At 36.0% G+C, this 23,846-nt stretch carries 20 protein-coding genes and 1 tRNA gene; 9 read left to right on the top strand and 12 right to left on the bottom strand.

The window, feature by feature from the left end:
• Positions 1-62 precede the first annotated feature (62 nt).
• On the top strand, positions 63-272 hold the full coding sequence (locus V7S76_RS08130; protein WP_459509579.1) for a response regulator transcription factor: 210 nt from the start codon (positions 63-65) through the stop codon (positions 270-272).
• Positions 273-426: 154 nt separating this feature from the next.
• On the opposite strand, the gene V7S76_RS08125 is transcribed toward V7S76_RS08130, so the two are convergent.
• The 11 genes from V7S76_RS08125 to V7S76_RS08075 all read right to left on the bottom strand — a co-directional run bounded on the left by V7S76_RS08125 (position 427) and on the right by V7S76_RS08075 (position 12,298).
• Entirely contained in the window at positions 427-2,328 is a 1,902-nt protein-coding gene (locus V7S76_RS08125; RefSeq protein WP_459509578.1) for a helix-hairpin-helix domain-containing protein, read from the bottom strand.
• 120 nt (positions 2,329-2,448) lie between these two features.
• The gene (locus tag V7S76_RS08120; protein ID WP_459509576.1) at positions 2,449-3,426 is read right to left on the bottom strand and encodes a hypothetical protein; all 978 of its coding nucleotides are present in this window, start codon (positions 3,424-3,426) and stop codon (positions 2,449-2,451) included.
• Positions 3,427-3,433: 7 nt separating this feature from the next.
• Positions 3,434-4,174: a ribonuclease III gene (gene rnc, locus V7S76_RS08115; RefSeq protein WP_459509574.1), complete on the bottom strand. Its 741-nt coding sequence runs from the start codon at positions 4,172-4,174 to the stop codon at positions 3,434-3,436.
• 3 nt (positions 4,175-4,177) lie between these two features.
• On the bottom strand, positions 4,178-5,425 hold the full coding sequence (fabF, locus tag V7S76_RS08110) for a beta-ketoacyl-ACP synthase II (protein WP_459509573.1): 1,248 nt from the start codon (positions 5,423-5,425) through the stop codon (positions 4,178-4,180).
• 123 nt (positions 5,426-5,548) lie between these two features.
• Positions 5,549-5,785, bottom strand: coding sequence for an acyl carrier protein (locus V7S76_RS08105; protein WP_092019417.1), 237 nt, complete (start codon positions 5,783-5,785; stop codon positions 5,549-5,551).
• Between the two features lie 165 nt (positions 5,786-5,950).
• The gene (locus V7S76_RS08100; protein WP_459509572.1) at positions 5,951-6,871 is read right to left on the bottom strand and encodes an ROK family protein; all 921 of its coding nucleotides are present in this window, start codon (positions 6,869-6,871) and stop codon (positions 5,951-5,953) included.
• A 909-nt stretch (positions 6,872-7,780) separates the two neighbouring features.
• On the bottom strand, positions 7,781-8,233 hold the full coding sequence (locus V7S76_RS08095) for a YkgJ family cysteine cluster protein (RefSeq protein ID WP_459509571.1): 453 nt from the start codon (positions 8,231-8,233) through the stop codon (positions 7,781-7,783).
• Positions 8,233-8,820: a thymidine kinase gene (locus tag V7S76_RS08090; RefSeq protein ID WP_459509570.1), complete on the bottom strand. Its 588-nt coding sequence runs from the start codon at positions 8,818-8,820 to the stop codon at positions 8,233-8,235. The genes V7S76_RS08095 and V7S76_RS08090 overlap by 1 nt, the downstream gene beginning before the upstream one ends.
• 42 nt (positions 8,821-8,862) lie before the next feature.
• On the bottom strand, positions 8,863-9,621 hold the full coding sequence (locus V7S76_RS08085) for a succinate dehydrogenase/fumarate reductase iron-sulfur subunit (RefSeq protein ID WP_459509569.1): 759 nt from the start codon (positions 9,619-9,621) through the stop codon (positions 8,863-8,865).
• Between the two features lie 9 nt (positions 9,622-9,630).
• Positions 9,631-11,610: a fumarate reductase/succinate dehydrogenase flavoprotein subunit gene (locus V7S76_RS08080; RefSeq protein ID WP_459509568.1), complete on the bottom strand. Its 1,980-nt coding sequence runs from the start codon at positions 11,608-11,610 to the stop codon at positions 9,631-9,633.
• A gap of 22 nt (positions 11,611-11,632) precedes the next feature.
• Complete coding sequence (locus V7S76_RS08075; protein WP_459509567.1) at positions 11,633-12,298, bottom strand: succinate dehydrogenase cytochrome b subunit; 666 nt, start codon at positions 12,296-12,298, stop codon at positions 11,633-11,635.
• Between the two features lie 185 nt (positions 12,299-12,483).
• On the opposite strand from V7S76_RS08075, the gene V7S76_RS08070 reads away from it, so the two are divergent.
• The 8 genes from V7S76_RS08070 to V7S76_RS08035 all read left to right on the top strand — a co-directional run bounded on the left by V7S76_RS08070 (position 12,484) and on the right by V7S76_RS08035 (position 22,942).
• The gene (locus V7S76_RS08070; RefSeq protein ID WP_459509565.1) at positions 12,484-15,417 is read left to right on the top strand and encodes a T9SS type B sorting domain-containing protein; all 2,934 of its coding nucleotides are present in this window, start codon (positions 12,484-12,486) and stop codon (positions 15,415-15,417) included.
• A complete protein-coding gene (locus V7S76_RS08065; protein WP_459509564.1) occupies positions 15,414-15,770 on the top strand; it encodes a DCC1-like thiol-disulfide oxidoreductase family protein in 357 nt (118 codons plus the stop codon). The genes V7S76_RS08070 and V7S76_RS08065 overlap by 4 nt, the downstream gene beginning before the upstream one ends.
• Before the next feature lie 58 nt (positions 15,771-15,828).
• Positions 15,829-16,710, top strand: coding sequence for an ACP S-malonyltransferase (gene fabD, locus V7S76_RS08060; RefSeq protein WP_459509563.1), 882 nt, complete (start codon positions 15,829-15,831; stop codon positions 16,708-16,710).
• A 133-nt stretch (positions 16,711-16,843) separates the two neighbouring features.
• Positions 16,844-16,914, top strand: a tRNA-Gln gene (locus V7S76_RS08055).
• A gap of 72 nt (positions 16,915-16,986) precedes the next feature.
• Complete coding sequence (locus V7S76_RS08050; protein ID WP_459509562.1) at positions 16,987-18,078, top strand: amidohydrolase family protein; 1,092 nt, start codon at positions 16,987-16,989, stop codon at positions 18,076-18,078.
• Between the two features lie 276 nt (positions 18,079-18,354).
• Positions 18,355-19,005 (top strand): hypothetical protein, encoded by a 651-nt coding sequence (locus tag V7S76_RS08045; RefSeq protein ID WP_459509561.1) that lies wholly within the window; start codon positions 18,355-18,357, stop codon positions 19,003-19,005.
• Positions 19,006-19,210: 205 nt separating this feature from the next.
• A complete protein-coding gene (locus tag V7S76_RS08040) occupies positions 19,211-21,886 on the top strand; it encodes a polysaccharide biosynthesis/export family protein (RefSeq protein ID WP_459509560.1) in 2,676 nt (891 codons plus the stop codon).
• A gap of 6 nt (positions 21,887-21,892) precedes the next feature.
• Entirely contained in the window at positions 21,893-22,942 is a 1,050-nt protein-coding gene (locus V7S76_RS08035; protein WP_459509559.1) for a hypothetical protein, read from the top strand.
• 27 nt (positions 22,943-22,969) lie between these two features.
• Here the strand turns inward: V7S76_RS08035 and V7S76_RS08030 are convergent, their stop codons facing one another.
• Positions 22,970-23,842 carry a TonB-dependent receptor plug domain-containing protein gene (locus V7S76_RS08030; RefSeq protein ID WP_459509557.1) on the bottom strand — a complete coding sequence of 291 codons (873 nt, stop codon included), beginning with the start codon at positions 23,840-23,842 and terminating at the stop codon, positions 22,970-22,972.
• Positions 23,843-23,846: the final 4 nt, after the last annotated feature.

Here is a 23,846-nt window from a genome sequence, read left to right as displayed (position 1 = left end):
ATTTTATTACCACCTAACCTAGATGAAATACACCAAATGATATATACCTTTCTACTTCTATAATGTCCGTTAAATTACCCGCCACCATTACGAATCAACAGTTGAAAGTATTAGAACTTTCTGCCAAAGGTTTAAGCAACAAGCAAATCGCGGAACTTCTGTTTATTTCTGTTTCTACTGTCAAACGCCACCGCCAAGACATCATGGCTCAAGTAGGTATCAAAGGGAAAATTGAAATGCGTATTTTTTTAAGGAGTGTAGGGGAGGTGTGAGGATTTTGAGTTTTTTTAATTTGAACAAGTATTATTTTTTTGTTTCTAACCACTTCAAAGATGTTCTCCAAAATTACCAAACTATTAAATTCTAGTTGTTTTATTTTCCTTCTAACTTTCATGCTTGAATAGGTAGGAATTCTTATAACACCCCCTAAAAACCAAAGACCACCTGTGCCAATACATCTGTTTTATGATTGCCGTTGATGAGATCATAACTAGAGCCAATTTCTTCCCGGTCAAAATAGGTGCTTCGACTTACTTTGAAAGCTAGACTAATCTTGGCATGAAGGTGATTTTCAATTACAAATATGTATCTAATTCCTTTCCCTGCATGTGCCGGCAAACTAAAGGCAAAGGGTACCCCCATTTCATAGGCGTAAAGTCTTGTATCATAGCTAGGACTATTAAAATAGGCCATCCTTGTATTGAATTCCCATTGTTTTACTTGATAGGAAACATCCTGAATCAATAACAAGCCCAATTCAGATGAAAGCTCAGAACCTAGGTAATGAAGCATCCATCTGCTGTGCAAATGAAATGATTTGCTGATTATTTTCTGAACATCCAAACTCAATTGAATTTGCTGATTTCGAACAATCTTGTTGTTTGGTTTGGGTGCATCGGATTCTTTGGAGGTCCATTTGATTTGTGAGAAAAATCGCAACTTGTTTCGCCTTTCCCAATGATATCTGCTCAGTAATTCCCATCCCCAACTATTTTCTTTGCTTAATTGATATTTGATTCTCGGAAAGGTGAATACATCCAAATAAGAGGACAATTTACTTCTTTTGTTGAGTTGAAGCTGATTTCCGATGAACAAACCATATTCATTCGCTGTGCCGCTGCCTTCTCCAAAGGCTTGTGATTTGGGACTATAAAAACTGGGGGAATACATTCTGGCTACATAGGAGAAATCAACTTTTTTGGACAATGAAAAGGCGGCTCCTTGGATCAAAGAGATAGATTTTGGCCAGGTCAAGGCAATTTCACCCATCATTTGGACATTTCGCCAAGGAAATTGCATACTCAGTGAACTGTTTTGTAGATTTTGCCCGCTCCATTCCCATTTTTTATAATCTAAACTCGATGGTAATTTCGGTAATGAATAGGTCGTTTCGTTGTAGTTCAATTGCAGGGAAAGGGCTTTTTTTAAAGATAGGAATTGTAAACTGCCACCTTGACTTTCTTCTCCTAAATTCTCCTTTTTACCTATTTCGGATTCGGTTCTGTGGTAACCATCTGCATCCAAGGTTTTGTAAATGGCATTTCCCAATGAATCTTTACTGATGCTCGCATCTATTTTTCGGGAAGAATAATAATGTTGAAATTGAATGGATTTTGAAAGTCGCCAAGTTGTATGAATACCCCTATAAAACCCATTTTCCCCCGCGGAACTATAAGGAATGCCTCCCAAATGAAACCGCTGAGTCGCCTTGATACTTTCATAGCTTTTCCCCAAAGAAAATCCTCCCGACTCGATTAAACCTTGTCCCCATTGATTAAGATAGTCGCCAAGAATGATTTTTTCTACGAATTTATTCGGTTTAATTTCCAGAAATGCGCTGTAAAAATCGGTGTAATTGATTTCTCCTGCATCTTTTTGACTTAAAAACCCATATTTCACTTGCCCATTTAGTTTTCCTCGATAACGCATGAGTTGACCAAATGGATTGCCTAGGTATCGCACTTTACTTCGGGTGTCGGGTGGACTAAATCCCTTTTTTTGTTCCAAAGTGACATCCGTTCGGAAGAGTAATTTATTACTAGATTGATTCGATGCCAGCAATCTGTTTTTTAGGGGTAAACATTGAATAAAAGGTTTGATTTTTTGTAAGGTGGTAATATCGAAAGAGGGGATTACTTGTAACTCATAAATGGATAAAAATTCCTTCAACTGATTTCGATGTTGGAAAAAATCGTCTATTTGTTGTTGATTTAAAATGGCTAAACTATTCCATTCGGCTTCCGTGGCAGTGTTGATGTTGATCGGATTTTGGTAGTAGTAGTTGAAACTCGAAAGTTTTTCTTCCTCTTCGGAATGATCTTGTGCCAAGCAAGTTTGACAGCAACATAGGAAGGAAACAATAGATATCAGTGATTTCAAGGTATTTTTTTCTTGAAATTACTGATATCTGAGGAGGCTCTTGAAAAGTTATTTGATAAAGAAAATCAACTAATTGAATTTCCGTTGGATCAAGGTGTAAAGCTCTTTCCAAGCATTTTGATTTTCTGCTGTTTGGTAGTTTTTGTATTTTTTATTCAACTCTTCTTGCCAATTGGAGGCATCTGCTTCTTGGTCAATGTAGCTAATCAAGGTATTGAATGATTCTGCATCACCTTGGAAGAGTTGCAGGATAAATTGTATTTTTTGATTGATACTGATGGTCTCGGATAATTGCTCCGTCATTTTGCTTTCTACCATTTTAATCAACGAAGAATCCGTTACCGAAATGGTCTCAAAAAACTTCTCTTCAGGACTCCCTTGCAATTGTTCCAACACATTTTTCACCGTCGGCACTTCATTTATAATCTCATTTCTCTCTTCATTCTCCTCTCTTCTCTCTTCCAACTCTTCTCTTTCTTCTCTTCTCTCTTCACTTTCCTCTCTTCTCTCTTCCAACTCTTCTCTTTCCTCTTTTCTCTCTTCTTTCTTCTCACTTCTCTCTTCTAACACTTCTCTTTCCTCTTTTCTCTCTTCTCTCTTCTCTCTTCTCTCTTCCATCTCTTCCAACTCCTCACGTTTCTCAAAATAAACTTCTGCAGATAGCAAGGGATTATCTAGATTATTTAATTCAAATGAGCCAAAAACTGGGTCATCAAAAGGATTAAATGATATGGTTTCGGGCTGGCTTTCTTCTATTCCCAATTCAGTTTGTAAATCTTCTATCCAATTTTCCCAAACAACATTGGGTAATTGAACTTGGAGGAGCAAGGTGTTGGAAATGGCTTCCCACTTTTCGATGAAGCGATCATTCTCCCAATTGAAGCAAGGAAATAATTCAGGTAATTTTTCGGAATTCAGTTGATGCTGAATTTCTTGTTGGATAGAATTTAAAATTTGGGGAGATACATCGAGACCTAAAATATCTTGAAATGTCATTACTGAATCTGTTGTGGACCAATAATGAAGGAAAATATTAGGAGCTTTCATGAGGAAATTATTTTAGATGTAGCACTTCGCAAGCCTTCATCGCTGCGGTTTGTTCTGCTTTCTTTTTGGAATAACCTTTGCCTTCTGCGATTTTCTCGTCGTCTAGACTAACAATGGCTGTAAATTCTTTGTTGTGATGAACGCCTTCTTCTTCCAAGGCAAAATGCACTTTTTTGCCTTCTTTTTGGCCCCATTCTATTAAAATTGATTTGAAATTCGGGTTGTTTTGAACCACTGTTTCTAAATCAAAGTACTGAGTCAAAATTTTCTTGACGATGAATTTTTGGGTGAAAGCAAAACCTTTGTCCAAATAAACGGCTCCGACAAACGCTTCTAGCGCGTCTCCGTACATGGATGAGCGGGATAGGGATGTTTTTCTTTGATTTTCGTGTTCAATGATTCGGTCTAAGCCAATTTTACGGCCCAACACATTCAAAGATTCTCTTGATACCATTCTAGATCTAATTTCGGTTAGAAATCCTTCGTCTTTGAATGGGAATTTTTTGAATAAATAGGTTGCGGTGATCATTCCCAAAACGGAATCGCCAAGAAATTCTAAGCGTTCATTGGATTCTTTATAGGATTTGGCAATACTATCTTTGGAAGCCGATGAATGAAGAAAGGCTAATCGGTATAATTGTAAATTGGAGGGATTTTCTCCGATTAAATGCTTAACGGATTTTTTCAGAAACTTCTCTCTTTCATCTAGTTGCACAAGGCCTAGCCCCTGTAGAAGAGAAGATATCATAAACTATATTTTTCTAAAAATGACGGTTGCATTGTGGCCTCCAAATCCAAAACCATTGCTTAAAGCGATATCAATTTTGCGAGATTTTCCTTCGTTTAAGGTTAAATCTAATTTTGGATCAATTTCCGGATCAACATTTTTACAGTTGATGGTTGGAGGAACGAATTGATGTTGAATAGCCAAGATGGATGCAATGGCTTCTACAGCACCTGCACCGCCCAATAAATGGCCTGTCATGGATTTGGTAGACGAAATACTCACTTGGTAAGCATGATCACCGAAGCAATCAACAATCGCTTTTAATTCTTGAGGATCTCCGATAGGAGTGGAAGTTCCATGGGTATTGATGTAATCGACATCTTCCGGTTTGATTTGAGCATCTTCCAATGCATCCATCATGGAAAGTAATGCACCATAACCTTCTGGATGAGGAGCCGTAATATGGTGAGCATCTGATGAAAATCCACCACCAATTAATTCTGCGTAGATTTTTGCTCCACGGGCTTTAGCGTGTTCATATTCTTCTAATACAATGGCACCAGCGCCTTCTCCCACTACGAATCCATCACGATCTGCATCGTATGGTCTAGAGGCAGTAGCTGGATCATCATTTCTAGTTGACATCGCGTGCATGGCAGTAAAACCACCGACAGAGGCAATTGTCACAGGAGCTTCAGAACCACCCGTGATACACACATGGATTCTACCTGTACGAATGTAATTGAATGCGTCAATAATGGCATTATTCGCAGAGGAACAAGCTGATACGGTTACGTAGTTAGGTCCTCGGAAACCATTTCGGATTGAAATTTGACCCGAACTAGAATCAGCAATCATTTTTGGGATAAAAAATGGATTGATTTTGGGAGTGCCATCGCCTTTACCAAAATAAATCATTTCGTCTTCGAAGGTTTTTAAACCACCGATACCAGATCCCCAAATAACGCCAACTTTATTTTTATTGATTGTTTCCATATCAAAACCTGCATCTGCAATGGCTTCATCCGATGCTACAACAGCATATTGGGTGAATGGGTCCATTTTGCGGGCTTCTTTTGGATGAATGAAGTCTTCTACTTTGAAGTTTTTAAGTTCACAGGCAAATCGAGTTCTGAATTTTTCAGCATCGAATTTGGTAATGGGTCCACAGCCACTTTGTCCTGTTGATAATCCTTGCCAAAATTCACTTACTGTATTTCCGATAGGTGTTAGGGCACCAAGGCCTGTCACTACTACTCGTTTTAACTCCATTTTTTATGTATTAATTTTTAAGCTTAATTCAATAAAAAATGTCAATTCGTAAGGGAAACATGCTGGAGATAATTTTTCCAGTTTGACCATTTACCAATTGACATTATTTTTATCGTGTTTAGATTACTTTGCGTTCTCTTCCAAGTAGGTGATGGCTTGGCCTACAGTTTGGATGTTTTCAGCTTGGTCATCAGGGATCGATACGTTGAATTCTTTCTCAAATTCCATGATTAACTCAACAGTGTCTAATGAGTCAGCTCCTAAATCGTTAGTGAAAGATGCCTCTGGAGTAACTTCAGATGCCTCTACTCCTAATTTTTCAACGATGATGCTTTTTACTTTTTCTGCAATATCTGCCATTTTATAAAAATTTTGGGGTTCAAAAACGATGCAAAGATTAAAATTAAAACTTAGATTGTCAAACAAATTTTAATTCAAATTGCACTTTAAAATTATTATTTAGTAAAATACTTAGTAATTCGGGTAAATTATTGAAATTTCTTCGCTCTACCGTTCCAATTCGACTTAAAAACAAAGGGAAGCGGCGCCTAAAAGTCCGGCATCATTTCCCAATAAAGCTTTTTTAATGTTTAATTTTTCAAGATAAGCAGGGGTTAACCAATAATTCAGGCGCTCTTCTACGCTTGGTAAAATAAAATCAAAGGAAGCTGAAAGGCCTCCACCTATAAAAATATTTTTGATGTCTAGGATACGAATCAAACTAACCAGCATGTCGCCCAACATTTCTCCTACTTCTTTCCAAATCGCTAAAGCCAATTCATCACCTTCTTCCGCAGCAACCACCAATGCGGTTGTTGAAATCGTTCCATCTGAAGCTAATAATGTTACACCTTTGTATGCAGCTCGCATGGCTGTGGCCAATTGAAGCAATTCTTTTTTACCAACATTTCTTTCCAATACTTTCTCATTTCTAGAAGGTACATGGCCTGGTTCCATGGCATTGCCATCTCCACCTAAAAATATCTTTCTATCGATTACCGCAGCACCACCAACACCTGTTCCTAAAGTGATAAAGATAAAATCTTCTGGCATGATTGCTTTTTCTGGAGAAAAATAGAATTCCCCTAATGCTGCTGCATTCGCATCATTTTCCATGAAAAATTGGTGTTCAGGAAATCGTTTTTCCAACATGTCAATCATATTGGCTCCATCAATTTCAGGAATGGCCGTAATTTCAATCAAGGTTCTACGGTTTTTGGTTAAAATACCTGGTAAACCTATTCCCACCTTCTTAACGGATTTGTGTTGATACAATTGCAAGGCAATGGCATCTGCTAATCTTTCTAAAAAATGATTGGATTCTCTCCAAGTTGCGGTGTCGTAACTTTGAAAATTATTTATTTGTCCTGTATCTGGATGAACGATTCCCATTTTGACTCCCGTACCACCCACATCTATCCCTAAATATTCTTCTGTTACTGCCATGCTTTTTGATTAATTTTTGGAATGCGAATTTCACGAAATTTCGCTTTATATTCAAATTTTGTACCCAATGTGTTAAAAATAATTTTATCGGGTGATGTGATAGATTTGTTTTTAATTTGGAGCACAATGTTTTTCACATAAGATATACCTATAACCTTTTTCATCCTCTGGCTTCGAAAGCCCGAGCCATTTTCTATTACCTATTACCTCTTACCTTTTTCTTTTACCTATTACCTAATAATGCGAATTAATAGTTAAAATGTTCATTATTATCTAAACATTCCATATAGCATTGCATTTAATTGGTTAATTTATTTTCCAGGGTATTTCTTTTTTTAAAAAAAATAAACAAAAAAACTTATTTACTGCCAGTTAATCCAAGACGAATCAATTTAATTATGAAGTATGAATTATGAGCGTTTTTTAAAATTCATAACTCATAATTCATAATTTATTTCTTTTCTTTCGTCGGATTAACCATAAGTTCATTGATAAGAACTAAAAATAAATAACGTTCGCTGATTTCGGTTACTGAGCTTGTCGAAGTATGAAAGTTCTATAGTAGCACGAAAAAATCGAGTTACTTATTAAAAATATCAGTTTTCAATTAGCTATTATGATGACCAATTTTTAAGGGGAAATGGGGCCCCTTACCCCCTGCAATTTAAAACTTTACTAGTTCAGTTGTTTGATAAAATTATTGGTTGGATTTTAGAAAAGAAAAGAAAGGTAATAAGGTAATAGGTAAAAGAGAAAAGAGAAAAGAGAAAAGAGAAAAGAGAAATTGTTCTAACTTACCTATTACATATTACCTAATACCTAATACCTATTACCTATTACCTTTTACCTAATACCTATTACCTTTTACCTAATACCTATTACCTTTTACCTATTACCTATTACCTTACCTCAATACTTTCTCTCCAATTTATCCATTATTTGAGCAACGGCTGGACAAATCAATACATTTTTGGCGGTAAGCCCCATGATACCCAGCATGTTTTTGCGATTGGTATGTGGATATTCTCTGCACGCTTTTGGGCGATGTTCGTAAATTTGACAGGTGTTATCCTCCGATAAAAAAGGGCAAGGACTTGATGGATAGACCCAATCTCCGTCGGCATCTTTGATTAAATACTGATCAAGAAATTGCGAAACCTTCATTTTGAAAAGTTTGGCAACGCGTTGAATATCTGTTTCATTCCACATTGGACTAGTGGTTTTACAGCAATTGGCACAAGTTAGACAATCAAAGTTTTCAAAAACCTCATCATGTGCTTTTTCAAATTGTTGATCTAAATCTTTGGGCTTTTTGGCTTTTATTTTTTGAAAAACCTTTTTGTAGCTAAGATCTTTGGGCATTATAGGGAAGATTTATGGAAACAAGTTCTGCATCTGGCTTGGTAGGAATCCGTCTCACCTAATAAAACGGTCTGTTGTTGATTGACTGTTCGATAGGAGTAATTAGCTACACCGCCACATTGAACGCAAACTGCATGAACCTTCGTTACATATTCTGCAATAGCCATTAATTGCGGCATTGCTCCGAAGGGTAGACCTTTGAAATCCATGTCCAAGCCTGCCACAATTACGCGTTTTCCTTGATTGGCCAAGGTATTACAAACTTCCACAATATGATCATCAAAAAATTGTGCTTCATCCAATCCAACCACATCACAATCGCCAGCCAAGAGCACAATTTCACTGGAGCTTAAAACAGGAGTGGAGCGAATGGAATTTTGATTGTGTGAAACGATATCTTCATTATGGTAGCGGATATCGGATGCTGGTTTGAAAATTTCTACTTGCAATTGAGCTATTTTGGCTCTTTTTAAACGGCGAATGAGTTCTTCTGTTTTTCCTGAAAACATGGAACCGCAAATCACTTCTATCCAACCTTGTGAGTTGCTATGTTGAGCCGATTTGGAATGTGTAGGTTCTAAAAACAAGGTGATAGAGAAAGCCCCTGTAGAAGCCAGGGGCTCATTTTATTATTTAGCTGTTAGCGTCGCGGAGAAAAACTCACGATTCATACGAGCGATATTTTCAAGAGAAATGCCTTTTGGACATTCTGCTTCGCAAGCACCTGTATTGGAACAAGCACCGAAACCTTCTTCGTCCATTTGAGCTACCATAGCCAATGCTCTTTTGCTTCTTTCTACTTGCCCTTGAGGCAATAAAGCTAATTGAGAAATTTTGGCTGAAGTAAACAACATGGCAGATGCATTTTTACAGGCAGCTACACAGGCACCACATCCGATACAAGCTGCTGCAGCAAATGCTTCATCTGCATCATCTTTCGGAATAGGTAAATTATTGGCATCTTGTGCGTTTCCTGTATTCACCGAAACGAATCCTCCTGCTGCAATAATTCGATCAAATGCCGAACGATTTACCGCTAAATCCTTAATTACAGGAAATGCACCTGCTCTCCAAGGTTCAATGGTAATTGTTTCACCATTTGAAAAACTACGCATGTGCAATTGGCAAGTTGTTACACCTTTGTTTGGCCCATGAGGACGACCATTGATGTACATCGAACACATTCCGCAAATACCTTCTCTACAATCGTGATCAAAAGCTACTGGATCATCTCCTTCTTCGATTAAACGATTATTTAATACGTCAATCATTTCTAAAAATGACATATCTTCGGAAATGCCACTAACTTGGTAAGTTTCAAACTTCCCAGCTGTATTGGCATTTTTTTGTCTCCAAATTTTAAGCGTAAGGTTTAAATTTCCTTCCATTTTATCGAATTATTTATAAGATCTTTGAGCTATTTTAATATTATCGAATTTCAATTCTTCCTTGTGTAAGTTGAATTTAGATTCACCTTCGTATTCCCAGGCTGCCACGTATGCATATTTTTCATCATCACGTAATGCCTCACCTTCTTCCGTTTGGTATTCTTCACGGAAGTGACCACCGCAACTCTCATTTCTATTTAGTGCATCGATACACATCAATTCACCTAATTCTAAGAAATCTGCTACGCGGCCTGCTTTTTCTAATTCTGGATTGAAATTATCTATTTCACCAGGAATTCGAACATCACTCCAAAACTCTTTTCTCAAGGCCTGAATATCAGCGATAGCTTCTTTTAATCCTTGTTCACTGCGAGCCATTCCACATTTATCCCACATGATTAAACCTAATTTTTTGTGGAAGTAATCAACAGGTTTCTTTCCTTTGATATTCATCAATTGATTGATTTTATCACTAACAGCTTTTTCTGCCGCAACGAAATCTGCTGAATCAGTTGGAATCGATTTGGTACGAATTTCCGATGCTAAATAAGCACCAATGGTATATGGAATTACAAAATAGCCATCCGCTAAACCTTGCATCAAGGCTGATGCTCCTAATCTGTTTGCACCGTGATCAGAGAAGTTCGCTTCTCCTAATGCATATAATCCTGGAATAGATGTCATTAAGTTGTAATCAACCCAAAGTCCACCCATGGTGTAATGAACAGCTGGATAAATACGCATAGGCACTTCATAAGGATCTTCTCCAGTGATTTGCTTATACATATCAAATAAGTTGCCATACTTTTCTTTAACCACTTCTTTACCCATCAATTGAATTTCTTCATCCGAAGGATTGTGCATATTTCTCTTATTGGCTTCTCCTTTTCCATAACGAATAATCGCAGCAGCATAATCCAAATAAACAGCCATTTTGGAAGTTCCTACTCCAAATCCAGCATCACATCTTTCTTTAGCAGCTCTTGAGGCAATATCACGAGGAACTAAGTTACCAAAAGCAGGGTAACGACGCTCTAGGTAATAATCACGCTCGTCTTCTGGAATTAAATTGGCCTTACGCGTATCGTTTTCTTTTTTAGGTACCCAAATACGACCATCATTTCTCAATGATTCAGACATTAATGTCAATTTCGATTGGTGGTCTCCAGAAACGGGGATACAAGTTGGGTGAATTTGTGTATAACAAGGGTTCGCAAAATAGGCTCCTTTTTTATGCGCTTTCCAAGCTGCCGTAACGTTGGATCCCATGGCGTTGGTCGATAAATAGAAAACGTTTCCGTATCCACCTGTACAAAGAAGTACCGCATGTCCGAAATGACGTTCTAATTGACCACTTACCAAATCTCTTGCAATGATACCACGTGCTTTTCCGTCAATAACAACGACGTCTAACATTTCGTGGCGAGTAAATAATTCAACATTACCCATACCCACTTGGCGTTGTAAGGCTGAATACGCACCTAATAATAATTGTTGTCCGGTTTGTCCAGCAGCATAAAATGTACGTTGTACTTGCGTACCACCAAATGAACGGTTGGAAAGTAATCCACCATATTCACGAGCAAAAGGTACACCTTGCGCTACGCATTGGTCAATAATTCCGCTTGAAACTTCCGCCAATCGATGTACGTTCGCCTCTCTTGCTCGGTAATCACCACCTTTGATAGTATCATAAAATAAACGATGAACGGAGTCGCCATCATTTTGGTAGTTTTTGGCAGCATTGATACCTCCTTGCGCGGCAATCGAGTGTGCACGGCGAGGAGAATCTTGGAAGCAAAATACTTTTACTTTATATCCTAATTCGGCTAAAGATGCAGCTGCCGAAGCACCTGCTAATCCTGAACCTACTACGACTATTTCTAAATTACGTTTGTTCGCAGGGTTTACCAATGAAACACTTGAACGATATTTGGTCCATTTTTCAGCTAAAGAGCCTTCAGGAATTTTTGAATCTAACTTTGTCATATCAATCGTATCGGCTGAGGAATTATTTAATCAAGTGAAAATGTAAAGCAATTGGCATCGCTGCAAAAACAATGGAGATGACAATGGCATAAACCGCTCCAATCATTTTAATGCTTGGTGTGTATTTTGGGTGGTTCCAACCTAAAGTTTGGAAGGCACTTTGGAAACCATGTAATAAGTGATATCCTAAAGAAATACAACCTAAAACATAAATGGCTACTACGATCGGACTTTCAAATACCAATTGCATTTCGTTGTACAAGGTTTTTGACTCTAAACCATCAGTTAAGCGAGAAAAATACCAAAAATGTTTTAAGTGAATAATTAAAAACAACAATAATAAAGTTCCTAAAAGACCCATCGAACGAGAATACCAAGTACTGTTTGCTTTGCCGTCAATCACTGCATAGGCCACTGGACGTTTCTTTTTATTATCTAACCATAAACTAAGGCCGTCAAAAATGTGGTAAATTAATCCAACAAACAACACAATTTCCATGGTTCTGATCAAAGGATTGGTTCCCATGAACTCGGCACCTTCATTGAAAGTGACGCCACCATCATTAAAAAAGATTGTTGCATTTAATCCGCAATGGATAAGTAAAAAGCTCACTAAAAATAGGCCTGTAATTGCCATGAGAAGCTTTTTTCCAAGGGATGAGTTAAGTGATTTTGCTAACCAAGCCATAGAGAATGTATATTTATAATAGTTAAAATTAATTATTCGAATGACAATTGTTCTTTTGTCTTTGAAATTTTGGTACCAAAACTACAATCGAAACAGCTGTCAATCAAATTAATCGAATAAAAAATCCGTTTTTTTTGATTTTTTCTTCATTTGATTATTAACTTTCAGAAATACTAAAATGTTTTATGCCGCTTCTAAAGAATTTTTCCGCCGCTCTCTTACTTTCTTTGCTATTTTGTCTAGTTACTTTTACTAGTCAGGCAACTCACTTAAAAGGAGGTGAAATTACAGTCAAGCGTATTTCAGATAAAACCTTAACCTTTGAATTCACACTGACCACTTACACAGAGGACAATCCTGCCAATAGAGATCAAATAGATGTAAATTTTTGTTTTGGAGATGGATCCGAAATTGTCAAAGCCCCTCGTTGTTGCGGAACTCCGATAGCCATTGGAAACGGAACCATGAAGAATATTTATAAAGTTCAATATACCTATCCAGCACCAGCACTATCCTATAAAGTTTCCGTAGCCATACCTAATCGGAATGAAAATGTGCGAAATATCGATCGATCGGTCAATGTACCTTTTTATGTAGAAACTACTTTTTCCATTAATTCTGGTTTGGGACAAAATTCAACACCTCTTTTATTAAATCCTGCTGTAGATTTAACTGCGGTAGTGGGTCAACCGTTTATTCACAATGCCAATGCCGTAGATGCGGAAGGGGATAGTTTAGCTTACCGACTTTCCGTTTCCAAAACGGGAGATGCGCAATCTTGTACGGCTTTAGGCAGGGGAGAAATGGCGGCGGGATTTGTACAACCTAATTTTGCTGTTAGTAATGTAAGTTTGGTTTCTTCCTTTACTATTAATTCTAGGACAGGCGATTTGATTTGGGATTCACCTCAAGAAATTGGAAAGTACAATTGTGCCTTTATTGTGGAAGAATGGAGAAATGGAATCAAAATTTCGGAAACGGTTAGAGATATGCAGATCGAGGTCAAAGATTTGGATAACAAAGGTCCCAAAATTACAGTGCCAGCGGATGTCTGTGTACAAGCAGGAACCCAAGTGACGGCCACGATAACGGCTGTTGATATCGCTTCTAAAACCGGCCGTTTGGATCCATTGACCATCACTAGTACTGGAAATGTGTACCAAATTGATACAGTTTATGCCATAAAACCTGCCTATGCTTCATTTGTATCAAAACCAGCACAAGCAAGTCCAGCCTCAGGCACTTTCGCTTGGCAAACATCTTGTGTACATATTCGAAAAGAGCCTTATGACGTATTTTTCAAGGTGACGGATTTGCCTCCAGCGGTTTACATTGATAAGTTAATTGATAGTAAAATTTGGAAGATTAAAGTAATTGCTCCAGCGGTTAAGAATGTTCGAGCAAGTATTTCCTTGGGGAAAAGTGCCATTTCCATCAAATGGGATGCCTATACCTGTGCGCTTCCTAATGCGAAAATTGTTATTTACCGAAAGCAAGGGCCTTGTGTTCAAATTGAAAATAAATCTTGTGAGACGGGCATGACAATATTTGGTTTCACCGAAATTGGCCGTGTGGATGTGTCAGCTACTCAATTTGAAGATTTGAATAATAATTTACCCTTTTCAAAAAATACCAATTATGTCTATGTTGCTATGGTGGAATTTACCAATTCCAAAGGAGCAGGTGATGTGAGTCCTTTATCAAATTCTTCTTGTATTTTTATTCCTACTTCTTCTCCCTTAATGACGAATGTTTCTGTTCAAAAAACGGCTAGTACTGGAGGAGAAATTTTGGTACGTTGGACCAGGCCCATCAAATTAGATACAATTTTATATCCTGGGCCTTATCGTTATCGTGTTTTGCGCGCGGAAGGGGTTGTCAGTGAAGATTTTGTTCAAGTGGGTGATTTTATTCCTGCGAAAATTAATCCTGCGAGGAATGACACCAGTTTTGTAGATAAAACGGCCAATACCATGAGTAAGATTTACCGTTACAAAGTGGACTTTTATTTTACACAAAACAATCAATTTAAATTATTGGATACTCCTAATCCAGCAAGTACCATTTATTTAATTGGACAAGCAGCATCTAATGCAATTTCTTTATCTTGGTTAAGTGATGTGCCATGGTCAAATGATTTTCAAATTCACCGGGTTTATCGCGAATATCCCATAGGTTCTGGTAAGTTTAATCAAATAGCGGATGTGTCGGTAGCAGGGCCAAGTACCTATCTATATAAAGATACAGGAATTGATAATTTTACCTTGGATGGCAAGTTTGATTATACCATTAAAAAAGACACCAATTATTGCTATTATGTAGAAACATTAGGGTCTTATGGTGATGGGTTTCCAGTGATGAAATTGGTGAATGCTTCTCCCATTTTGTGTTATAAATTACTAAGTAATTCCAATGGCTCAGGCGGATCAGATGGTGGTGGAAGTGGAAGCGGTGGGGGTACCGATAATGGCGGGGGAGGTACTCCACCTGTTGTGTTAAATCCATGCGCACCGAAGTTAACCCTATTTGCTCCTGATTGCGAAGTCTTAAACGGTTCCTTAAATTGTGATTTTTCTAGCTATACCAATAATCTATCTTGGGTGCCAAATGTTTCTGGCGATTGTGATCCTAATTTAGTTTCGTATAAAATTTATTATGCCAAGACAAGTAATGGACCTTTCAGTTTGGTTGGTCAAGTAGCTGAATTGAAAAAAGCACATGTGAAAGCAGATGGATTTAGGGCTTGTTATTATGTCACTGCCATAAATAAAGCAGGAAAGGAAAGTCCGAAAAGTGAGATATTGTGTGTGGAAAATTGTCCATTTTTTGATTTGCCAAATATTTTTAGTCCGAACGGAGATAATAAAAACGACGTTTGGCAGGCTTTACGTTGTCCTCGGTTTGTTACCAATGTCAGTTGTAAAATTGTAGATCGTTATGGGCAATTGATTTATGATTATTCAGGAGATTTAAAAGGATTCGGTTGGAATGGAAAAGATATGAATGGCAATGAAATGGCAGCATCTACCTATTTTTACACTTGTGATGTCACTTTTGATATCACCGATCCTGCCAGTCAATCTAAATCCATCAAAGGTTGGGTGGAATTGGTACGATGAAACCTATACAAATAGTGATTGATGGCGACTGTCAATTTTGTCGGTTTTCATCTAAGCTTTTGGTGAAAATAATTAATCGACCTTTGGACATTCAGGTTCAAGGTGCAGAGCGAACACAACAATGGGAAAAAGAATTTCCACATCTGTTGTGGAAGGAAGATAGCATTAAAGTGTTGGAGGAGGGAGAGGTTTATATAAAATCGACAGCCATTTCTTATTTGATGCGGTATGCCAAATGGTATGTTCAACCCATTCGTGTCTTGTTTTTGTTACCTACGAATTGGTTGGATAAAGCTTATGACCTTGTTGCAAGAAACCGTTATTTATGGGGAAAAGCTTGTTCAATCGACTAGTTGAGAGATTATTTAGTCTAATTAATTTATCTTTGTGGTTTAATTTAAATTCAAAAAAATGAAAGCATATATATTTCCTGGTCAGGGTTCTCAATTTTCAGGCATGGCAAAAGATCTTTACGAGAACTTTTCTTTGGCCAAAAGCATTGTTGATGAAGCTGATCAAATTTTGGGATTTTCTTTGTCTAAAATCATGTTTGAAGGAACAGATGAGGAGTTGAAACAAACAAAAGTGACTCAACCCGCCATTTATTTGCATTCTGTGTTGGTCGCGAAATTGGGGAAGAATTTTGAACCGGGTATGGTTGCAGGACACTCTTTGGGTGAATTTTCAGCTTTGGTTGCTGCGGGGGGCTTAAATTGGCAAGACGGTTTGAAATTAGTCTACCAAAGAGCCTTGGCTATGCAAAAAGCTTGTGAAATAGAACCTAGCACTATGGCAGCTGTTTTAGGATTGGCGGATGCTCAAATTGAAGAAATTTGTGCCAAATTTGATCAAAAAGTAGTTGCTGCCAATTATAATTGTCCGGGACAAGTAGTAATTTCAGGAAGTATATCAGGAATTGAGGAGGCAGGTGTTTTATTGAAAGAAGCTGGTGCAAAAAGGGTCTTACCTTTGCCTGTGGGCGGTGCATTTCACTCACCATTCATGGAACCGGCTCGGATTGAATTAGCTGCTGCTATCGAAGCAACTGAGATTCGTCAGCCGATTTGTCCAATTTTTCAAAATGTCAATGCTAAGGCTTCCATGGATCCTTCTGAAATAAAAGCTAATTTAATCGCACAATTAACAGGAGCAGTTAAATGGACACAATCGATTGAAGCGATGGTAGCGGCAGGAGCGAGCGAATTTATCGAATGTGGTCCAGGTAAAGTTTTACAAGGATTGGTTCGTAAAATTCATTCAGAAGCAGTTGTATCCTCGATGGAACTTCAATAATGGAAAAATAAAATGCAATTTATTCGCCTGATAATGAGGCATTGAAGATTCATTGATTAAAATAATTCAATTTTTTTAGGACTATATTTGATAATTTAACTTCAAGGTCTTATTTTTGCATTCGATTTGGTACTGACCTATGGTGTAAAGGTAACACATCAGTTTTTGGTTCTGATTTTCTAGGTTCGAATCCTAGTAGGTCATCAGATGTTAAAACGCCTCTTTTTAGAGGCGTTTTTTTTGATTAGTACATTAATATTTAACCTATCACTAATTATGCAAAAAGGACTTTTCATTTTCCTAGGTATTGTTATCTCCCAATTCGTTTTTGCTCAAGATATCATCATTAAAGATGCAACCATTCTTCCGATGCACATGGATGGTACGATAGAAGGAGAAAGTGTTCGCATAAGTGGCGGAAAAATTGTTCAAATAGCTCCATTTTCAAGGATTAAAAAATCTAAAACAACACAAATTGTAGATGCAAAAGGATTATTTTTAATGCCAGGATTGGCAGATATGCATGTTCATTTGCCCATTAACACTCAACTGGACTCCGTATTAAAGCTTAGTTTATCAGCAGGAGTCACCCATGTACGTTCTATGAATGCAGAGGAAGATCCCATGAAGTATTTGTCTATTCATCAAGCGAAAGTCAACAGTGAATTTCCAAAAATCTTTACGAGCTATATTATTACACGCAAAGATCGTTTTTCGGTAAATCAATTGGATAGTTTAATGCTCAGCATAAATAAGCAAGGGTATCGATTTATCAAATTATTTAGTGTTGCGAACGAAGAAACATTTTTGAATGTCATGAAAATGGCAGATAAGCATGAAATCATTGTTGCTGGACATTTTCCAGGGAATCTGTCCATGGAATTAGTTTTGAAATCGAAATTCAAGAGTATAGAACATTTGGGTGGTTATATTCCACAAGATAAGGTTGGCAATTTGGATCGAGTGGTATCCTTGTCGAAGGAAATATACAACTGTCCTACCTTGAATTACTTCATCACTGAATTGCCCAAAGACACCTCCTATCATTCCCATTTAGTTAAGGTCTTGAAGGCCTTGGATAAAGAATCATGCCGATTATTGGTAGGTAGTGATTTAGGTGGTCAAAATGGGATGTTCGCTGAAATGAAAATTTGGGAAAGTATAGGGATATCGAAATATACGATATTGAAATCAGCCACATTTAATTCATCCTTATTTTTTAATGAATCCCAAGAATGGGGTAGTATTCAGGTAGGTAGAGAGGCCAGTTTCTTGCTGTTGAACAAGAATCCATTGCTTGCAATTGATCATTTAAAGAGCATCAAAAAAATCTTTTTGCGTGGGAAAGATGTTAGACAAAAATTCTGAAATGAGAATTAATTCGGTTTTTGTTAACAAAAGCAAAATAAATATGTGAAATTCACGTAATATTTTACATTTAATGTGTAATACTAAAATAGAATATATAATATTGGGAACATGTTCTTTTCTATATTATAAATCTATATGTTCTACTCTAAATTAATTTTAACACATTTATTCACATTTATATTTTTGTGCCTATCTGAAGTAAAATGTGATAACCTAGTTTGGCTAGATGCCAATTCGAAATCAAAAAAAATAATAAATCTCGAAAACGGCGAATTGTCAATTGAAACAAAACCTCGTCAATTTTATCGCTTAGGCCAAGTTAAATTTCCGGAAAATTTTCAAAAGGATGAATTTCTCAATCAGAAAATTCAATATTGTGTGGATGGAAAGTTGAATTATTTTCTGATTAAAGAATTGAATATACTTTATCTGCTCGATGAAGAGCATGGTCAATTTCAACGTTTTGATTTTGCGAAAGTTTCTTCTGACGTTTTTTTTGATTCTAGTTTTGGCGATTTCCAGTTCGATACAACGTTTGTGCTTGCCAATTTATTGATTCTTGTTCTACTCATTTTTGCCTTTAAATGGATGTATAAGTTTTTTACCAGTGGAGAATCCAAGACACGTAAACCCAAACATTTAGATGAGTTGTTGCAAATTTTTGTTCTTAATGGATCAGATTATACGTGTACGACCTTGACAATAAATGAGATAATTAAAATTGAAAAGAAGTCATATGAAACGCAAAGGCAACTGAGATCCAAATTCATTCGTGGTGTGAATAAATACTTATTGGAACAGTACAATATCAAAAATGCCATTGTTCGAGTGACTTCATCTGAGGATCGCCGATTTGTTAATTATCAAATTTCTAAGCATGCTTACGATAAATTACTGCAGCATTCCAGTCGATTTAGTATGTGATATTCACCCAATATACATGTATTTTATTGTGTATTGAATCAATTAGCTGTCTATTTGTAATCTGTTGCCTACTTGTTCTACTTTAATATTTTCAAACATGAGATTTATGCCTTCTTTTAAGGAAAAGATTTTTGCTTGTCAAGAATATGTGAGCAATTCCTTTTGGCAAACACTCGATTATCTTCTTGATAAAATTCTCAAATAAATGAAACTTTCTCGGTACACATTTTTATTTTATTGCCTATTGTCTTTGGTTACTATGGTATCCAACGCTCAAACAATTAGTTATGGTAATATCAATTCTGCTAAAAATTATCTAGTATCTAGAGGAATTAGTGAAGAGGAATTCGCCACTGCATTAAAAGCCAAGGGTTACGATGTGAACAATACACAGTATTCTTACATTCTTCAAAATAAGTCTTTAATTCAAAATGTGGTTAATGAATTAGAAGCTAGTAAAAAATTAAAATCTTTGGATTCTATTCCTAATGTCAAGAACGGAAATAGAATTGATTCTTTAAATAAAAGTTCATCAGTCATTCCAGGTAATCCGATTCCTTCCAATATGGTACCAAAATTCGTGGCTACCCCTGAATTGGCTACTCCTATAGTTGAAACTATATCAAGTGGTATATATGGTCATGATTTGTTCGAAAAAAATCAATTGGCCAATTATATCAATCTAAAAGATGTAAGTCCACCCAATAACTACATTTTAGGACCAGGCGATAAGATCAACGTGTTGATTTTTGGTAAATCTCAGGCAGATTTATTATTTGAATTGAATGCAGAAGGATTTATTCAGCCGACTTCAATGCCAAAGTTGTTTTTAAAAGGTTTGACCCTTAAACAAGCTAAAGAATATTTACAGAATCGTTTTTCTTCCTATTATTTATTTAATGCTGGACAATTTGCGGTTACGATTCAATCGGCTCGTCAAATCAATGTGAATATTTTTGGGGAAGTTGTTAAATCAGGTATTTATAATATATCGGGTTTAAATACGATTGTTAATGCTCTTGGGATCGCCGGTGGTCCCAATTTATATGGTAGTGTTAGAAAGATTGAGTTGATACGTAATGGACAAAAGATTCTTTTCGACTTGTATGATTTCTTGGAAAATCCATCCAAGCAATTCAATTTTTTTCTTCAAAATAACGATGTGATTTACGTGCCGCTATCGGATAAGATTGTTAAACTAGAGGGTGCTGTTAATCGAGAATTACGTTTTGAATTAAAATCGGGAGAAGGTATTTCTGAATTGATCAAATTTTCGGGTGGTTTACAACCGAACGCTTTGACGGAATTTGTACAAGTAGAGCGTATTGAAAATAACCAAAGTATTTTATTGGAATATTCCATGGAGGAATTGACAAATAAAAACAAATCTGTTTCTATCAATCAAGGTGATATCATACGATTTAAAAAGATAAATGCTCCATCTAAGGATTTTGTCATTGCCAGTGGGGCTTTCATTTATCCTGGAAAATATGACTTTGAATCAAACAAATCACTTAAATTATTGATAGCAAAAGCAAAATTTTTACCTGAGACCAATTTATTGTATGCTTTTATTTATCGGGATAATTTTGATAGTACGAAAAAGACCATTCCTGTTGATTTGAAAGCATTGCTTTCTACCAACAATGATGTGCCATTGGTCAAAGGTGATGAAGTGTTAGTTTTTGATAAATCACTTATTACCGATGCTTTTAAAATTTCCGTTTCTGGAGAAGTTCGGAGTCCTTTTTCTAAAAATTTCCGTTTTGATGATTCTATTCCACTGGACAATGCATTGGAATTGGCTGGAGGATTAAAAAGTATTGCTTCTAATTTGGCTTACATATTTCGAAATAATCCACTTACACCTAAAAAAACTACCTATATCCCAGTTGATTTAAATGCCAATAACAATTTTCCTTTATTACCAGGTGACGAATTATTGGTTCTGAATAAGTCGGATTTTGAATTTGAAAAGGGCATTAGAATACTGGGAGAGGTAAACACTGATTATGCTTCTAGGTTTGATAATTCCATAACCTTAAAAGATTTATTCTATTTAGCCAAGGGGAAAACTTTAGTGGCGGATTTGCAAAATATAGATGTATTCCGTGTGGTATTTAATGGAAATGTTTTGGAAAGAGAGGCCATTAAACTACAATTAAATGATCAATATGAAGTTACTAATCTTTCAAATTTCACCTTGCAACCGTTTGATATTGTGATAGTACGGAAAATCCAAAATTCAAGATTTCAAGATTTAGTGACCATAAATGGAGAAGTGAAATTTCCAGGTCCCTATTTACTTAAAAAAGACAAGTATTTCTTTTCAGACTTAATCAATGATGCAGGTGGATTTACCAATTTTTCAGATATTGATAACATTGTTTTGAACCGTAAAAATGAAGGAAACATCGTATTTACTGCCTTAGATGCGCTTAATCATGCTGGCGAATTATCAAAGGACCCAATTTTAAGGGTAAACGATGAAATTACAGTTGGATTAATTAATAATACGGTGCGTATTAATTTATTGGGTACTAAATTATTAAATGAACTTCAAAATAATTTAATCATTACCTACCAAGGTAAAAGGTCGGCCAAGTGGTATATTAATAATTATGCAGGGGGATTTGAGGATGCGGCAGACAAAAATTCTGTTTCAGTTATATCTAAATCAGGTAAAGTCTCCAAAACCTATAAATCTTTTTTCATTCGAAAATATCCTCAATTGAATCCAGGCGACCAAATTACTTTGAAAATGAAAGTACCGAAAGATCCAAAGGCAATTAATGACAAGCCATTTGATTGGGAAAAATTATCCACAAAGATAATTAGCATATTTACAGCTCTTGCATTGATTCAAGCATATATTAAATAATTAAACGTGGAAAAAGAAATTGATTTGATAGCAGAATTAAAAAAAAGTATAAATCTTTTATTTACTTATAAATTTCATATTGTAGTCTTTTCTCTACTTTTAGGTGGAATTGGTTACTTCTATGCTAGATCTTCAAAATCCATCTATAGAGCCGATTTGTCTTTTTCCATCAAATCAGATAATGGAACATTTGCGTCTATTTCTAATCTTTCGAGTTTATTAGGAGGAGGTTCAAATCCTTCGGGAAGTCCATTGGAAAGAACGATGGAATTGATTAAATCCCAATCCTTAATCGTTAAGGTCTTATTTTCACAAACTCAGATTAACAAAAAAAATGATTTATTTATTAATCATTTTATCCAGATTTATGATTATCGAACAAAATGGAAAGAAAGTAAGGATTCTTCTGTGAATCAGTTAGAAAGTGTTCAATTTAAATCGTTTAATAATTTAGATAATTTAAATTTTCAACAAAAAAAAGTACTTAAGATTATATTAAATCAAATTTCAAATCCATCAACTAGTTTATTGAAACCTTCTTTTGATAAAAAAAGTGGTATCATTAATTTAAGTTTTGATTCCTTGAATGAAGAATTGTCAATCAATTTTACCTTGCGGATGTATGAGACGCTTGTAGTGTTTTATAATTCAGAAAATAATACCAATTCATCCAAGAACTTAACTGTGATTGAACGTAAAGTGGATAGTCTGCGTTCATTGTTGTATCAAACGCAAATGGAATCGGCTGAAATAAGTGACCAAGCCTTGGGAGTTATTTTACAAAAAGACCGAGTAGACGCCAAAAGTAGTTCTGTGAAGGAAAATATGTTAATGATTGCCTATGGCGAAGCACAAAAGAATTTGGAAACACTTCGGTTTATGAGTTCTTCTTCCAAAACCCTATTCACTATATTGGAATATCCTTTCTCACCCATTAGACCAACTCAAAAAAGTAAAATGATATTTACCGGTTTGGGTTTAATTCTGGGCTTTATGTTTGGATTTTTATTCTTCAGAATTCGACTTTTTGTCAAAGAAGGTGGTTTGAAGTTTTAAATCATTTTTTAAATTTGAGTTACCTTTTTATTCAACAAATTTTTGTAATTGATTAGTTAAATTAGCCTTTTGGAAATCTTTAGCCGTTTTCCCCCAAATCCAAAGTGTGTAAGGCAAGGAAATATCTCCACTTATATCCTCTAAAATACTCGCTTTACTTTCACCTCCTTTCTTTGTTTTAATGACCACTACTCCATTTCCTCCTCTTACTCCATAAATGGCAGTTGCGGAGGCATCTTTTAAAATATTCACGGATTCTATGTCGTTGGGATTAATCGCATTGATGTTATTGGCACTCACGGGTACATCATCTACCACATAGAGTGGACTATTGGAATTGATGGAACCAAATCCTCTAATTCTTACCATGGCGGTGGCTCCCGGAGAATTATCACCACCTACCGTGACACCAGAACTTTGACCTATCAATTTTTGACTTAAATTACCTGAATTAACATTTGCTAATTCTTGTTGCTTAATGGTTTCAATGGCAGCTGTCTGATTATTTAATTTTTTATTTTGGGCTTTTATTTGTCTTTTTATAAACGATAATCCGATACCTAATTGACCATCTGGGCTTTTTCCTTTCAATATTTCAAAACGTTCTATATCCACAATGGGAATGATGGTCGTATCTCGATATGCACCTTTAGAAATTAAGTCTAATGGGTCGAAAAAATAGATATAAAGACTATCGTTTTTGATTAGAAAGTTTCTTATGGCCTCATTTTCATCAACTTTCTTACCCGCCATTTTTCTTGCCTCCTCACTCGATGACCGCGTTTTTCCAAAATACGCTTCTAAGGTTTTCAATAAAAAGCTTTGTTTTTCTTGTTTACTCTGAGCAAAACTTGAAAAACAAATGCTGGTAAAAAGTAAAATTGAGACAAGCTTTTTCATAATT

The organism is Aquirufa sp. ROCK2-A2 (genome assembly GCF_054558485.1).
This window is presented reverse-complemented; position numbering and strand designations above follow the sequence as displayed.

Coding starts and splice junctions, on each gene's coding strand:
- V7S76_RS08130 (WP_459509579.1), top strand. CDS start 63: ATGTCCGTTAAATTACCCGCCACCATTACGAATCAACAGTTGAAAGTA.
- V7S76_RS08120 (WP_459509576.1), bottom strand. CDS start 3,426: ATGAAAGCTCCTAATATTTTCCTTCATTATTGGTCCACAACAGATTCA.
- rnc (WP_459509574.1), bottom strand. CDS start 4,174: ATGATATCTTCTCTTCTACAGGGGCTAGGCCTTGTGCAACTAGATGAA.
- fabF (WP_459509573.1), bottom strand. CDS start 5,425: ATGGAGTTAAAACGAGTAGTAGTGACAGGCCTTGGTGCCCTAACACCT.
- V7S76_RS08105 (WP_092019417.1), bottom strand. CDS start 5,785: ATGGCAGATATTGCAGAAAAAGTAAAAAGCATCATCGTTGAAAAATTA.
- V7S76_RS08100 (WP_459509572.1), bottom strand. CDS start 6,871: ATGGCAGTAACAGAAGAATATTTAGGGATAGATGTGGGTGGTACGGGA.
- V7S76_RS08095 (WP_459509571.1), bottom strand. CDS start 8,233: ATGCCCAAAGATCTTAGCTACAAAAAGGTTTTTCAAAAAATAAAAGCC.
- V7S76_RS08085 (WP_459509569.1), bottom strand. CDS start 9,621: ATGGAAGGAAATTTAAACCTTACGCTTAAAATTTGGAGACAAAAAAAT.
- V7S76_RS08080 (WP_459509568.1), bottom strand. CDS start 11,610: ATGACAAAGTTAGATTCAAAAATTCCTGAAGGCTCTTTAGCTGAAAAA.
- V7S76_RS08075 (WP_459509567.1), bottom strand. CDS start 12,298: ATGGCTTGGTTAGCAAAATCACTTAACTCATCCCTTGGAAAAAAGCTT.
- V7S76_RS08070 (WP_459509565.1), top strand. CDS start 12,484: ATGCCGCTTCTAAAGAATTTTTCCGCCGCTCTCTTACTTTCTTTGCTA.
- V7S76_RS08065 (WP_459509564.1), top strand. CDS start 15,414: ATGAAACCTATACAAATAGTGATTGATGGCGACTGTCAATTTTGTCGG.
- fabD (WP_459509563.1), top strand. CDS start 15,829: ATGAAAGCATATATATTTCCTGGTCAGGGTTCTCAATTTTCAGGCATG.
- V7S76_RS08050 (WP_459509562.1), top strand. CDS start 16,987: ATGCAAAAAGGACTTTTCATTTTCCTAGGTATTGTTATCTCCCAATTC.
- V7S76_RS08040 (WP_459509560.1), top strand. CDS start 19,211: ATGAAACTTTCTCGGTACACATTTTTATTTTATTGCCTATTGTCTTTG.
- V7S76_RS08030 (WP_459509557.1), bottom strand. CDS start 23,842: ATGAAAAAGCTTGTCTCAATTTTACTTTTTACCAGCATTTGTTTTTCA.